The 13,493-nt window shown below is 61.1% G+C and carries 11 protein-coding genes and 1 pseudogene; 5 read left to right on the top strand and 7 right to left on the bottom strand.

Features of this window, described 5'->3' with window-relative positions:
* Positions 1-65 precede the first annotated feature (65 nt).
* Together NA12_RS32885 and NA12_RS00010 are read left to right on the top strand one after the other, a co-directional pair.
* A pseudogene (locus NA12_RS32885) lies at positions 66-863 on the top strand (IS5 family transposase).
* A gap of 595 nt (positions 864-1,458) precedes the next feature.
* Positions 1,459-2,937, top strand: a complete 1,479-nt coding sequence (locus tag NA12_RS00010) for a helix-turn-helix domain-containing protein (protein ID WP_174551034.1) — start codon at positions 1,459-1,461, stop codon at positions 2,935-2,937.
* Here NA12_RS00010 and NA12_RS00015 read toward each other — a convergent pair.
* A complete protein-coding gene (locus NA12_RS00015) occupies positions 2,897-3,718 on the bottom strand; it encodes an alpha/beta hydrolase (protein ID WP_067444305.1) in 822 nt (273 codons plus the stop codon). The two genes, NA12_RS00010 and NA12_RS00015, sit on opposite strands and share 41 nt — an antisense overlap.
* Before the next feature lie 336 nt (positions 3,719-4,054).
* Here NA12_RS00015 and NA12_RS32890 point away from each other — a divergent pair, with 336 nt between their 5' ends.
* Positions 4,055-5,806 (top strand): ATP-dependent nuclease, encoded by a 1,752-nt coding sequence (locus NA12_RS32890; RefSeq protein ID WP_132369809.1) that lies wholly within the window; start codon positions 4,055-4,057, stop codon positions 5,804-5,806.
* The gene (locus NA12_RS32895) at positions 5,806-7,239 is read left to right on the top strand and encodes a UvrD-helicase domain-containing protein (RefSeq protein ID WP_132369810.1); all 1,434 of its coding nucleotides are present in this window, start codon (positions 5,806-5,808) and stop codon (positions 7,237-7,239) included. The genes NA12_RS32890 and NA12_RS32895 overlap by 1 nt, the downstream gene beginning before the upstream one ends.
* A 572-nt stretch (positions 7,240-7,811) precedes the next feature.
* On the opposite strand, the gene NA12_RS00030 is transcribed toward NA12_RS32895, so the two are convergent.
* The 6 genes from NA12_RS00030 to NA12_RS00055 form a co-directional block, all read right to left on the bottom strand.
* Positions 7,812-8,507: a 2'-5' RNA ligase family protein gene (locus NA12_RS00030; RefSeq protein WP_067444311.1), complete on the bottom strand. Its 696-nt coding sequence runs from the start codon at positions 8,505-8,507 to the stop codon at positions 7,812-7,814.
* A 135-nt stretch (positions 8,508-8,642) separates the two neighbouring features.
* The gene (gene cutA / locus NA12_RS00035) at positions 8,643-8,969 is read right to left on the bottom strand and encodes a divalent-cation tolerance protein CutA (RefSeq protein WP_084472236.1); all 327 of its coding nucleotides are present in this window, start codon (positions 8,967-8,969) and stop codon (positions 8,643-8,645) included.
* Positions 8,970-9,337: 368 nt separating this feature from the next.
* Entirely contained in the window at positions 9,338-9,742 is a 405-nt protein-coding gene (locus NA12_RS00040) for a hypothetical protein (protein WP_067444318.1), read from the bottom strand.
* A 104-nt stretch (positions 9,743-9,846) separates the two neighbouring features.
* Positions 9,847-10,164, bottom strand: coding sequence for a hypothetical protein (locus NA12_RS00045; protein WP_067444321.1), 318 nt, complete (start codon positions 10,162-10,164; stop codon positions 9,847-9,849).
* Positions 10,165-10,687: 523 nt separating this feature from the next.
* Positions 10,688-12,424 carry a sensor histidine kinase gene (locus NA12_RS00050; RefSeq protein WP_067445166.1) on the bottom strand — a complete coding sequence of 579 codons (1,737 nt, stop codon included), beginning with the start codon at positions 12,422-12,424 and terminating at the stop codon, positions 10,688-10,690.
* A 41-nt stretch (positions 12,425-12,465) separates the two neighbouring features.
* The gene (locus NA12_RS00055; RefSeq protein WP_067445168.1) at positions 12,466-13,110 is read right to left on the bottom strand and encodes a response regulator; all 645 of its coding nucleotides are present in this window, start codon (positions 13,108-13,110) and stop codon (positions 12,466-12,468) included.
* A gap of 196 nt (positions 13,111-13,306) precedes the next feature.
* Between NA12_RS00055 and NA12_RS00060 the strand changes: the two genes are divergently transcribed.
* Positions 13,307-13,492, top strand: coding sequence for a hypothetical protein (locus NA12_RS00060; RefSeq protein ID WP_067444324.1), 186 nt, complete (start codon positions 13,307-13,309; stop codon positions 13,490-13,492).
* The last annotated feature ends 1 nt before the right edge of the window (position 13,493 follow it).

Consider the following 13,493-nt stretch of genomic DNA (forward strand, 5'->3'; position numbering starts at 1 on the left):
ATTAGAGCTCCTAACAGGTTCTGGTAGGTAGCGATGAGTCCTGTTGTAGTGCAGGATGTTTCGTCGTGGCAGCGCCGTGGATCGTGGACGACCAGCTCTGGGCAGTGATCGAACCGCTACTACCGGTCAAGGCGCCGGGAACACCGGGACCAGCACGGATGAACGATCGGCTTGTCCTGCAAGGGATCCTGTTCGTGCTGATCACCGGCATCGGGTGGGAGGACCTACCCCCGGAACTGGGATTCGGGTCCGGCATGACCTGCTGGCGGCGGTTACGCGACTGGCAAACCGCCGGGGTGTTCGAGGCCATGCACACCACGATCCTCGCTCACTGTCACCGGGCGGGACTGGTCGATTTCGACCGCGTCATCCCCGACGGCTCGCACGTACGGGCCAAAAAAGGGGCGCCGACACCGGCCCCAGCCCGGTCGACCGCCGCAAAACCGGAGCGAAACACCACATCCTGACCTGCGGCAACGGACTACCACTCGCGATCGTGCAATCCGCGGCCAACGTCAACGACCACCTCGTGCTGACAGAACTGCTCGACCGAGTACGGCCGTTGCGAGGACGCCCAGGCCGACCACGCGAGAAGATCACGACCCTGATCGCAGACAAGGGCTACGACTACCCGCGGGTCTACGACGAACTCGGACGTCGGCGGATCACTGGCTACATCCCACGCTGCGGCACCCGCGACAAGGTGACCGCCGGCCGCTGGATCGTTGAGCAAACACTGGCCTTGCTGCACCAGTACCGGCGTTTGGCGATCCCGTTGGGAACGGCGCACCGACATCCACCAGGGATTCCTCGACCTCGCCGCTGCACTGATCTGCTGGCGACGACTCAGCAATCGAACCTGATAGGAGCTCTTACCGAGGCCGGTTGGTCGACGGCACGATCCGGCCGGCGTCGACGAGCACCTGGAGCGCCGATGCCTTTCGCGCGCAGTGCTTTGCCCGGCATGCCACATGCAGGCGCATCACCTCATGTGACTGCCCAACGCTGAACGGCAGCGTCGGCGCAACGTGAGCGGTGCTGTCGCACAGGGCGATCAGCTGATACATGGCAAGTGAAGGGCGTGTCACGGGCATCTCCCAGTCCAGCGGCTAGATGAGTGGCATCCGGCACCGGGGGCTCAATGGCCACCGGAGCGCCGCACCGTTGGGCGGTCGGTGCGCCGCGTGAGGGGCGCGCGACGTCATCCCGGTGCCGGATGCCACCACTAACGTTTTCCGATCACGGCGCACGGGGGTATATCCGTTTCTGGGTGCGCGCCATACGCGCGATGCATATACGTCATTGGCGACCGGTGCGAATCCCGCGTCATGACGCCGAAATTCGCAGGTAAACCTATGTTTTCGCGGTATGTATGGAATGTATAGACCAGTCTGTCAAGGGGTGATACCGTGCGCTGACCAGGGCGAACGGAACGCAAACAGCACCGAGGAGCGGCTCATGGCGGGGGTAACACAGCGGTACTGTTCGCGGTGTGGCAGTCGGCTCAACCGCTACAACACCGGCAGTTTCTGTGCTTCATGCGAAGGCACCTTCCGAGACAATCTGCGGCAGCCGCCCGACGTGCCACCCTCGTTCTGGCAGGCCGATCTCATGCGTGATGCCCTCGCGACGTGGCACATGGGGCGCGTCATCTTCGCTTTCCGCACCCATCCCCACCACGCTCGTTCTCTGCCCCAGGAGCGTGTGGCCAGTTGGCTCGGCCTGACCCAGGCGCAGTTGTCTCGCGTCGAGAAAGGCCCTGCGCCAGAACAGCTCTCCAAGCTCACCAGGTGGGCGGAGACGTTGCAGATTCCGGCTGACTTGCTCTGGTTCAAGGTGCCAAGTCGGGGTGGCGACGAACCGGCAATCAGGAGCGACCACCAAGATTCCGAGGGCGAAGCAGACTTGCAACTTGCCCGCTGGCTAATGACTGACGGCATGAAGCCGCGAATCCCGGCCGGTGACAGCAGGTTCGAGCATGCGGCACTGGCTTTCGAGGATGCCTATCGGTACTTCGACGGCTCAATTGTGGAGTTCTTTGCCGACACGCTGATGAGATGCAAGGCCGACGACCGCGCACAAGGGCCCGCTGCTGCCCTGTCCCTGACGCTCGGTCTGTTGGGAGCGATCCGACAGCACGGCAAAGATGTCAGGCCAAACGTGCGCCGTTCGCTCTTGTCCCTTGGCGCTGACGGTGCGGAATTCTGTGGCTGGTTGTACCGGGATATGCGTCGCCCGACCCCCGCCGGATACTGGTACGACCGGGCGGTGGATATGGCACAGGAGGCAGGGAACCTGCCGATGCAAGGCTATGTGCTGCTGCGCAAATCGCAGATGGCCTACGAAGAACGTGACGGCGTTCGGATGCTCACGCTCGCGCAAGCGGCACACCAGGGGCCGTGGCAGCTGCCCGTCAAGGTGCGTGCCGAAGTGATCCAGCAAGAAGCCCGCGGGCTCGCCATGCTCGGGGAATCCTTGAGCGTCGTCGAACGAAAGCTTGACGACGCCACCGCTATCCTCACCGAGGATGGAAGCGACGAAAATGACTCTCTGACCGCTGGATACAACGAACAGACACATCTGCTGCGGACGGCGAGTTGCTACGTCGAGGCGGGCAAACCAGCGCGGGCTGCTGAACTCTACGGCGGGGTGCTTACCGCCGGACACCTGTCCGGCAGGGACGAGGGCTATTTCCGGGCACGTCATGCCGGTGCTTTGGCGTTGTGCGGCGAACCGGACCAGGCGGCAGACGAGGGATTGCTCGCAATGGCGTGTGCTGTCGAAACCCAGTCCGGCCGTACGAAACGCGAACTTTCCCGAGTCGTCGACAGTCTCAGCCGATGGCATAGCCGGCCGGGGCCACGAGCACTGTTGGGCGCGCTGTCTGAGGATGCTGCTACATCGAGACGGTCACCCAGTTCCGTACTGTCTCCATGACGAAGGTCTGCCACTGCTGGGTTTGCGGGTCGAGGTACTCCGGGTCGTTGTCGACCGCAAAGCCGTGTTGTGCCCCGTCGATCTCCACAAGCTTGTGTTCGACCCTGAGCTGGCTGGCTGCCCGTCGCGATGTCTCGATCGGCGAAAAGGTGTCCTTGGTGCCGTGAACGAGCAGCGTCGGGGCGGCGATCTCGCCGATCACCTCGTCCGGCCTGATCCAAAACACCTCGTTCAGGAACGCCCGGCTGTGCTTCACAGTGGCCGAGTGGTTGATGTATCCCTGCTCGGTGAGCTGTGCGGCGACATCGTCGTTTAGGAAATCGCTTGACCAGTACGGTTTTTGGTCGATGTAGCGGGACTTGTAGTTGAGCTGGGGATTCAGCAGTACCAGTCGGGGTACATCGTCTGGCCGTTTGGCGGCGTAGTAGGCGGTCAGGCCACCGCCGAAACTCGTTCCGATCAGGCCGATCGTGCTGACGCCGGTCGCTTCGGCCAGGTGCTGCCGGGCAACCTGTATGTCGTTGAGGTGAGCGGCAAGTGACGATTCCTCGGGGCGTCCCTCGCTCGCACCGTGGCCACGGAGGTCGTATCGGAGCGAGGCGACGCCTGCTTCGGCCAACCCGGCTGCCAGCCGCGTGAAGAAGCCACCCTCCTCTCGGGTGACACCGCCGCCGTGTACGAGCAGTGCTGCTGACGTAACGGGTGCATCTGGCGTGACGATCGTTCCTTCGAGATGGAGGCCGTCGAGGGTACGGAAGGGTGTGGTGCTGGAAGTGGGCACAGATCCATACGACAAGACGCCCGGACGTTCGTCAAGCGATCTGAGTGGTAGCGACCCCACTGGCGATAACCCATCGGAAGGGCTGCTCCGGGAGTCGATGACCAGCAATAGATTGCTTAGGCTTACTAGTTGCCTGCCGATCGGAGGCTTTTTGGCGTCATAAGGCGGATTCTCGGCGTGTCTGTGCGTATCCATTGCTTCATTGCCGTACGCTGCCGGAACCTACCGATGGGCCGGTCTGTCAGTTCCATATAGCATTGTTGTTTGACTGGTCGGAGATGTACTATTTTCGGGTCGACTGTGAGATAATTGAAAAATTGGAGGCAGGCTTTCCCAGTGTTTATTCGCCGAGTTGATATTAAGAATTATCGAGGGATTAAGAACCTGACGTGGGTAATACCCAAAGATCAGAACTTCATCTGCATGATCGGACCAGGCGACAGCGCTAAGTCTTCTATTCTTGAAGCAGTGTACCTCGCCCTTTGTGAGCGGTGGTCGTTGTCTTTATCGGACACGGATTTCTTTGATGCAAATATCGAGGAGCCGATAGTAATTCGCGTTGCCCTGACCGAGTTGTCAGACGATATTATTACGCACCAAGCACTTGGGTTGGAGCTTAGCGGTATAGCTGATGACGGATGCCTATTGCACGACCCCGAAGCAGGGGCGGAGGTCTGCATTGTTATTCAGCTGAAGATTGACGCTGATCTAGAGCCTCATTGGAGTGCATACCGCGAGGGAGGTAAGGAACCCTTTACTCGCGTCGGTAGCGGAATTCGGGGCAAGTTGGCCGCCTTTAAAGTTGACGAGCGAATTGATAACCACCTGCGATGGTCCAAGTCATCTGCGCTGGCACGCATGACAGAGGCAAAGCATGGAACGTCAGGAACGCTTGCTGCTGCCGCACGCGCTTCGCGAGTCGCTGTCGCGGGGGCATTGTCGCCTGAGTTGAGAGAGTTGACTGACTCGATCCAAGCCAAGCTGCACGAAATGGGTAGCGGCAGCTTTGTTGACTTGCAGCCGGGATTGGACACTTCCGTACCCTCATCGGGCGGCCTGCTCTCGCTATTTGAGGGTAAGGTGCCGTTGACAAATTTCGGCCTCGGTAGTCGTCGGCTTGCTGGTATCTCGACGCAGCAGCTTGCCTACTATGCAAAGACAGTCCTGATGATCGATGAAGTTGAGTACGGGCTGGAGCCTCACCGCCTCGTTCATCTTCTAGGAAGGTTGCGTAATTCTTCATCCGCTGCGCAGGCTTTCGTTACAACACATTCGCCGGTGGCCGTGGAGCAGCTAAATGCGGAAGATTTTGCAGTTATCCGCAGCAGCTATGGTGACGTCAAAATAAAAATGTTGCGTGACTACCCGGCTATTCAGGCTTTGCTGCGGAGTCGACCCTCGGCCTTCCTCGCTCGTAAAGTTGTACTTGCGGAGGGAAGGACGGAGTATGGATTGCTCCTTGGATTGCTCGACGACTGGAATTCAAAGCAGGCAGTAGGCGGTGCACCGTCCTCGTCTGCGCTAGGTGTTGCGGTCGCGGACGGCGTTGGTGGGGTTCAGGCGGCGCAGCGGGCTCAGTCTTTAATCGAGCTCGGATATGAAGTCGTACTATTCATAGATAACGACGATCGGGGGGCGGACAAGGAGATTCAAGACGCCGCGTCCCTTGGATGTGAAGTTGTACGTTGGAGCCTTGGTAATGCCACTGAGAATCAACTGATGGAGACGCTAGATGCCGCTGGACTTAGCTCGTTAATTGAGTTGGCGGTAGATACTCGATCGGGTCGAGCCACGGTATGCCAAGACATTGATAGCTTTTGGGAGAACGGCAAACTGGAGGATCTAGACGTTGGTCGCTGGGTCGAGTCCGGGGCCATGACGATCGAGGAAGCTCGAAGTCTCATCTGCAAATCTGCCATCAAGCGTAAGTGGTTCAAGGGTATTGATTATGGTAAGAAGTTGGCTAGTTGGGTGATTGCGAATCCTGAATTTCTCACTGGTTCTCAGTTTGCCAAGGTGCTTGAGGAGCTGAGGCAGGCGATTTACACCACCGGCTCGTCTACGGCTGGCAAGACGTCGGAGGCGTAGTGGATTCTGATTTGCGAACCAAGGCTGCACATATCCTGGATGCTATGCCATGTGCTCTTGAAATGCCTGCGGGCACTGGGAAAACGCAATTGGTGGCAGGTGTGACTGCCCTTGCTACTGAGCTGGGGCATCGCACCCTCATCTTGACTCATACGAACGCAGGTGTTAGTGCGTTACGCAAGCGGTTGAAAAAATTTGGCATAGCTCCAGGAGCTTTCCATATAGACACTATTACTGGATGGGCGTTCGAATTAGTCCGCCACTATCCGAAGCTTGCAGGTCTTAGAGTCCCATCTTCTCCAGATTGGGAGGACTCGCAGTCCTATTTGAACGCTGCAATTGCCGTGTCTCAATCGAGTGCCATCAAGCGCATGCATGCAGCGAGCTTTCGATATTTTCTAGTCGATGAGTATCAGGATTGTAGCGTCCGGCAACATGAGTTTATGCTATCGATTGCCGATTCGATCGAGAATACTGCAATATTCGGTGATAGGCTACAGGGAATATTTGGCTTTAAAGGTGAGCAGCTAGTTAGTTGGGCTGACGACGTGTTTCCTCGCTTCCCGTTGTGTGCACAGGAGCATGCTCCTTGGCGTTGGCGAGGTCACAACGATGAGCTAGGTAATTGGCTTCTCGGTATTCGCAGCCAGTTGGTTCCAGGCGGGACTCTCGATCTTAGTGCCACGCGAATTTCTGGTTTGTCCTGGCAGCGGACTGATTTCAATGAGGCAGTTAGAACGGCTTACCGTTTTCGGAATCCAGATGAGTCAGTGGTGGTAATCGATAAGTGGCGGCAAGGTAGTGCGCGCTTTGCTGGACGCCTCGGCGGATCGTATAGCGTCATGGAAGACCTTAATGGCCGCTTTATGCAGGACGAGTTGAAGAAGCTTGACGCGATGGCGAGCGACAAGTGGCCGATTTGGCTAGTGCAACTGGCGAAAGCTTGTTTCTCCGGGCTCGCTGACATCAACGCCACGGTTGTGAATAGGCTTGAGACTGGTAAGTCGATCGATGGACTGAAGCGTCCAGCTCTAACCAAAGTGATGGCAGCGATTCGGTCCGTGCAATCAGATTCAACGCTTGCGAGACTGGCCTCGGCTATGGAATCGATTGAGTCATGTGGTGAGGCAAAACTCTATAGTCATGAGTCGTGGCGCGATATTACTGCAGCGATTCGGGCGACCTCTGCAGACGATTCTCGTCCGCTGTGCGACAGTCTAAGCATCATCCGAGATCGTCGGCGGTATTCCGGCCGGGATACTCACAGGCGCGTGGCGTCGCGAACCCTCTTGATTAAGGGTCTGGAATATGACCATGCCATAATTACAAATGCTGATTCAATAAATGACGCTAGAAATCTATATGTTGCTCTGACGCGACCGAGGAAGACTCTAACGATATTTAGCTCATCGCCGACGATTCGGGTGGCGTAGGGCTGCAGGTCGACCTCTGCCCCAACTACTGTTCTCGTCCGTGGGTATCCCGCATCCGGATGTTCCTCTTGAGGAGCGCCCGGCGAACTGTCGTGGAGTCAGCCCCCAGTCGCTCACCGATCCGCGCGAGCGACTGGCCTGTCTCGTAGAGACGGGCCGCCTCGGTGGTCTGCTCCTCACTCAGCCTCGGGTTGCGGATACTTGCGCCACCTTCCCGAAGGATCGTTAGCACTGTTCCCTTGCCCATGCTGTCACCGACCGAGCCCATGGATTGCGCGATCCCGTTGTCGGCCAACCTGTTCGCGAATCGGAAAGCGGTGTAGGTCCTAGGTTCAACCAGTCGTCGCAACAGCCCTGGTCAAGCAGAAGGACCCTGACGCCGAACACGCGATGTCACTGGCACGGCAAGCGCTGGCAACCTCTCACGGCCAACCGATCCGCTCGGTCTGGCAGCGTGCCCACGAACTCGCCGACGTCGTCGATACGATCGATCGTCGCGCTGTTGGCACCTACCTGAGCGAGCTCGAGGACTGGACATCCTCGGCGAGCGTTGTCTCCGAGGGCGCTCGCCACTATCGAAGGGCGATAGTGGCGACGTCGTCCCATTCGTAGGAATCCTGGGATCGCCAAAGGCGGACGAGCTTGACCTGAGTGACCGCGATCGGGACAGGAACGATGTTGCGTAACTGTGAGACTCGCTCGATGATGGGCGCGATCTCTTGATGCCGATTGCTGTAGGCGATCCCGATGTGGGGGCGGAAGTGGGAGAGAGGTTTTGGCGCGGTGCCCGCAGCGGCGTTCCCAGAGTGAGAACGCAGAATCGTGGCGAGCTGCCAGATCGAGGACCAGGGCGTCACCGAGAAGCGGACCGCTCCCGAGGAGCCGGCTAGAGGCCCGACCTCGATGTCGAAGCTATCGACGTGTTCAAGCGCTTCGGCGGCGCTGGAGGTGACTACCTCGATGGCGGCGTCGCTGATCGAATCGGCGGCACCAACCGGGCACAGCGTCATGTGAAGCGACGACAGCGAGACGGGATGTAGGCCGAATGAACTCAAGCTCTGCTGGCATTGTCGAGCCGAGGAAATCAGCTCGGCGTCCTCGAACGTCAAATACCAGTAGTACGCGGAGAACCCGCCGGGCCACGGTTTGACGGTGAAATGATCCTCCATGTGGGTCAGCGCTGAAAACGCTGACCAGTCATTGCTCCTGATCGCATCGGCGTCGGTCAGCGCCGCCGGTGGCTCTGGAGGAAAAGGCCCGTGTTTCAAGACTCTCCATCGTAGTTGCCGGATTGCCGGTGAAATTTGCTCGGACCAAACTAAGTCCCTGCATGGACTATGCCCAATTCAAGTGCCCCAAGGTACGGGCCGGGACCGAACTGACCGCAGAGCGGGGCCCTATTCCTACGATACTGTGGGGCTTTCGACCCACTGGGCGTATTTCTCGGTCGTCCAGGGAACCGGGGTCGCGCTGATCTCGGGCCGACTCCACGGATGCAGCTCCGCGATGCGCTCGGCGAGATGGTCCCGACCGGCCGCGGCGACACGGAAGGTCAACCGCCACTCCGGGCCGGTGCCGACTTTCCCAAGATGCCAAAACACGCTGTCCTGCTTGACGATCTCGGCACCAGCGGCCAGACGTTCTCCGACCACGCTTTCCGCGATCGAGTGCGCGTCCTGCTCGGTCGGCACCGTCGTGGTCATCGCCCACACACGAGATTCGGGAGTCATGACATCGAGGCTAGCGACCTGCGTCAGCTTCGGTCATGACTCGGGGTTCGGTGTTCTCAGCATGCGTTCGTGGGTGTGCTGTAGAGGCCGTGGACGACGAGGACATCCTCTGTACTCGTTACTGGGTCGAGGTCGGGCGTGCGGCGGCATCGCGCCGTACTCACACGATCGCCATCAATGCGTTCTTACAAGCTGAAAGCATCGCGCCAGAACATGTTCGGAACACGCTGCACCGAGGAGGACTCGCGACTGTTCGTCGAAGGCCTTTCGTGGCCTAACGCCAGGCCTACGATCAGCGGGGCAACACTGGGATTTGCGACCGCAACTATGCAGGCCGGTGCGGCTACCTCGGGACCGGCCCTGATTGCTCAGACCAGGAGCTGTGGATTCCGTCGGCTGTAAGTGGTGAACGGGTCGAGGACGATCACGTCGGTGACGGTCAGCAGCCCGGTCGGCACCTGGCCCTCGAGGTGCTCGAACGTGGGACACAACACCACATCGGCGGCGAGCTCGGTGGCGAGGAACTGCAGGCGGGTCAGCGGAGTCGCGGCGAGCACCAGGGTCCCGAGCAGCTCGTAGCCGAGATCTACTGCGGTGGTGCGGATCAGCGTTTCGTATCGCGGTCGGCTCGGACCGGCCAGGTCGGTACGCACGTAGCCGATAGCGGTCTTGACGACCGTACGTCGACGCTTACGCCGATGGGCGAATCCGATATCTGCTGGGGTGCGGGTGAACCAGTGCGCACCAGCCGGTTTCGAGATCTGTTTGTTCATCGGATGTCCTGTCTTCGGTCGGTGCCATGTCCGCGAGCACGGCACGGCGCGGAGGGAAGGCAGTGGTGAGCCCACACCAGGCTGGAACGCTTCGGCGCGGTGAGTTATCCGGTGCGCCCGCGGATTCGGGACGGAGTGGTCGCATCGGCGAAGTAGCGCACGGCGCCACTGGTCGTGATGCGCATGCGCCAATCGCTCGAGCGCTGGTACCCGGCGGCGGCCAGCAGGTGATCGAGCCCGTCCAGGTCCGCCGCCGCGCCCGGCTGTGCCGGCAACGACCACGCCCAATCAGCCGTGTGACGACTGCACACCGGGACGTCGAAGGTTCTTCTGTAGATGTCGGCCGCACTGTCGCCGATATCCAGGCGGGCGATGACGTAGAACTCGGTGTGCGGCGACCCGGCCGAAACGGACGATCCCACACCCCCCGGCCTGGGATTCCACTGAAGTGCGTCCTCGGAATCATCGGGGCAGCAGCAAATCTCACCTGTGCTCCCGAGTTTGTGTCTCGGGCAGGATCGGCTCGCAGTAATCGGCTTCTCGTGAACGGAGGGGCCATGGACGATGGCTTCGTTCCTATGTCGAGCGCGAGTGACTCGCGGGGCAATCATCACCTGAACACCTCACATTCCGCGGGGTGGAGCGTTTGACGGGCCCAACCTCATCACAGTTACCGATGGGCAAATAGAGTAGAAGGTCCCTCCAAAAGGAGTACTCGGGAAGCTGCGGAACCGGCGGGGATATGCTCGCCACGTGGCAGCGCCCGACCGTCCGGCGCCTCTCGCACCGGTCACCCGGAGGGCGCAACTCCGCCGAAATCAATTGTGGCGCAGTGCCGTCCCATCGGACCGCGTTCGATGCTGATCGGAACCGAGGACCGTGCGACGGCGGGTTGTGAGCGCGGTCGCAGTGTCGGTCTCGATCCCCGGTGGTGAGCCCGACGACTCAGTCCAGCGGTGCCGTCCAGCGCATCTTGGTGCCGCCCTGCGCCTGTGGTGCGATGACGAACGTGCCATCCATCTGCGCGGCGCGGGCGGCCAGGTTGGCCAGACCGCTGCGGCGGGAGGTCTCAGGATCGATGCCTGCCCCGTCGTCGGTGACCTCGATCGAGACCTCGTCGCGCACGATGAGTTCCACCCCGACGGTGCTCGCCTTCGCGTGCCGTACGACGTTGCTGACGGCCTCGCGCAGAACGGCTTCGACGTGGTCGGACAGTGGCGGCTCGAGTACCGTGACCGGTCCGGCCAGCCGCACGGTGGTGCGCAGGCCCGTCTCGTCGGTCATATCGGTGATGATGTCGTGCAGGCGTTTTCGGTAGGTCGAGGAGTCGGTGGCGGTGTTGCTCTGAAGGTCGAAGATCGAAAAGCGAATGTCCTGAACGATGGCCTGGATGTCATCGATGGTCTCGTCGAGACGGCCTCGCACTTCGGTTGATCTGGCCCGCTGCATCGTGCCCTGCAGCGATAGCCCGACCGCGAAGAGCCGTTGGATGACGTGATCGTGCAGGCCGCGGGCGATCCGGTCGCGGTCGGCGTAGACGTCGAGTTCGCGCATCCGACGTTGGGTGTCGGCCAGCTGGAGCGCGACCGCCGCCTGATCGGCATAGGTAGTCATCAGCGCCTGGTCCACCGCGCTGACCTGTGCCGCGCCGGCGGGAAACACCGAGGTCAAGACGCCGGTGACGAGCCCGTTCGCGCGCAGTGGCAGGGTCAGGACCGGACCGAAATCCTCGGCCGATTCGAAGAGCGGGTTGTGGGCGGGCGAATCGGCGGCAACGGTGTGCCCGGACCGGAACGCCTCGGCGGAGTGCGAATCCTCGAGTGGGATGTGCTTGCCGATCAGGCTGTCGGCGTCCACGCCGGCGGCGGCGACCACGACCAGCTCGGTGATCTCGTCCCGGGGGACATCGGGGTCTTCGGGCAGTGCCAGGAACGTGCACGCCGAGCCGGTGAGGGTATGTCCGCGTTCGGCGACGAGGCCGAGTACGTGATCGGTCGGACTACCGGCCAGGAGTTCGGTGGCCACGTCGCGGATGGCCTCGAGCCACTGCTGGCGTACACGCGATTCTTCGTAGAGGCGAGCGTTCTCGATCGCGATGCCCGCCGCGGCGGCGAGCGCTTGCACGACGACTTCGTCGTCTTCGGTGAATTCCAGACCGCCTGCCTTCTCGGTCAGATACAGGTTGCCGAACACCTCGTCGCGCACCTTGACCGGCACCCCGAGGAACGTCCGCATCGGCGGGTGGTTGGCGGGGAAGCCGACAGACGATAGATGATCGGAAAGATTGGACAACCGAATGGGTTTCGGGTCCGCGATGAGCACGCCGAGCACCCCGTGCCCGCGGGGCAGATCGCCGATGAGCACCCGGGCGCGGTCATCGATGCCCTCGTGGACGAATTCGGAGAGCTGATTGCTTGTCTTGTCGGTTTCCCGGACGCCGAGCGCGCCGTAGCCGGCATCGACGAGTTCGATCGCGGTGTGCACGATGGTGCGCAGGGTGTTGTCCAGATCCAGCCCCGCGGTAACCACGAGCATGGCTTCCATCAACCGGTCCATCCGGTCGCGCACATCGACGATCTGGGTGATCCTGTCCTGCACCTCGGCGAGCAGTTCTCGCAATCGCAGCTGGGACAGGGTTTCGGTCACCGGAAGCCGACCACGTGCCCCCGACGTGTTCTCCATGGGGCGCCATTCTTCCACGCCGTCGTGGGTGGCGACGATCGTCATCCGCGCTGTTCGCGACGCAGGTCGGCGGCGATGACCGCCGCTTGGGTCCGGCGCTCGACGCCCAGCTTGGTCAGCAGTCTGGAGACGTAGTTCTTGACGGTCTTCTCGGCGAGGAACAGGCGTGCGGCGATCTCGCGATTCGTCAGTCCCTCGCCCAAGAGCGACAGCAGGGTGCGTTCCCGCACGGTCAGCAAGGCCAGTGGACCGGTCTTCTCGGCGGCCTCCGAGCGCAACTTGGCCATCAGGGCGGCGGCGGCGCGGTTGTCGAGCAGTGACTTACCCTCGCCCACCTCGCGCACGGCGCTGATCAGTTCCAGGCTCCTGATGTCTTTGACGACGTAACCGCTCGCGCCCGCGAGGATCGCGTCGAGCATGGCCTGCTCGTCGGTGAACGAGGTCAGGATCAAGCAGCGCAGGTCGGGTTCGGTCGAGAGCAGCTCACGGCACAGCTCGATGCCGTTGCCGTCGGGTAGCCGGATATCGAGCACCACGACATCGGGGCGTAGGGCAGGGATCCGTGCGAGGGCCTGTGAACACGAACCTGCCTCACCGATCACCTCGAGGTCTGGCTCGAGCGCGATCAGGTCGCCGACACCGCGCCGGACGATCTCGTGGTCGTCGACCAAGAACACCGTGAGCATCGGTGCCTCCTTCTCGTGTCGGTGTGGGTCTTTGTTCCCATCATCGGCTGCACTGTCGGTCGAAAGATCACCGTATTGCTCGTGCGGGGCGATGATCACGCATACCGGGTGGACCCAGCTGAATTCTCGTAATACCGATAGCTGCAACAGGATCCAGCAGATCAGTGCGCAGGCGGCGACCGCACCATTGCCGGTCATGAGCGACGACCGTGTGCGGGTCACCGCGACGCTGATCGGCGCGCTCGAAGGGCGCGGTGCCGAACACGATCAGTCGCTGCGGCCGCGGCAGGCGTCGAGTGGTCGAAGCCTGTCCCGAGGGGGCATGACATCGCGTTCCTCGCGCAAGACGCCACTCCAGAGCAAATGGACGTACAATTATTAGG

The organism is Nocardia alba NBRC 108234 (assembly GCF_001612665.1).
Classification (GTDB): domain Bacteria; phylum Actinomycetota; class Actinomycetes; order Mycobacteriales; family Mycobacteriaceae; genus Nocardia; species Nocardia alba.

Coding starts and splice junctions, on each gene's coding strand:
- NA12_RS00010 (WP_174551034.1), top strand. CDS start 1,459: ATGGCGGGGGTAACACAGCGGTACTGTTCGCGGTGTGGCAGTCGGCTC.
- cutA (WP_084472236.1), bottom strand. CDS start 8,969: ATGACTCCCGAATCTCGTGTGTGGGCGATGACCACGACGGTGCCGACC.
- NA12_RS00040 (WP_067444318.1), bottom strand. CDS start 9,742: ATGAACAAACAGATCTCGAAACCGGCTGGTGCGCACTGGTTCACCCGC.
- NA12_RS00050 (WP_067445166.1), bottom strand. CDS start 12,424: ATGGAGAACACGTCGGGGGCACGTGGTCGGCTTCCGGTGACCGAAACC.
- NA12_RS00055 (WP_067445168.1), bottom strand. CDS start 13,110: ATGCTCACGGTGTTCTTGGTCGACGACCACGAGATCGTCCGGCGCGGT.
- NA12_RS00060 (WP_067444324.1), top strand. CDS start 13,307: ATGAGCGACGACCGTGTGCGGGTCACCGCGACGCTGATCGGCGCGCTC.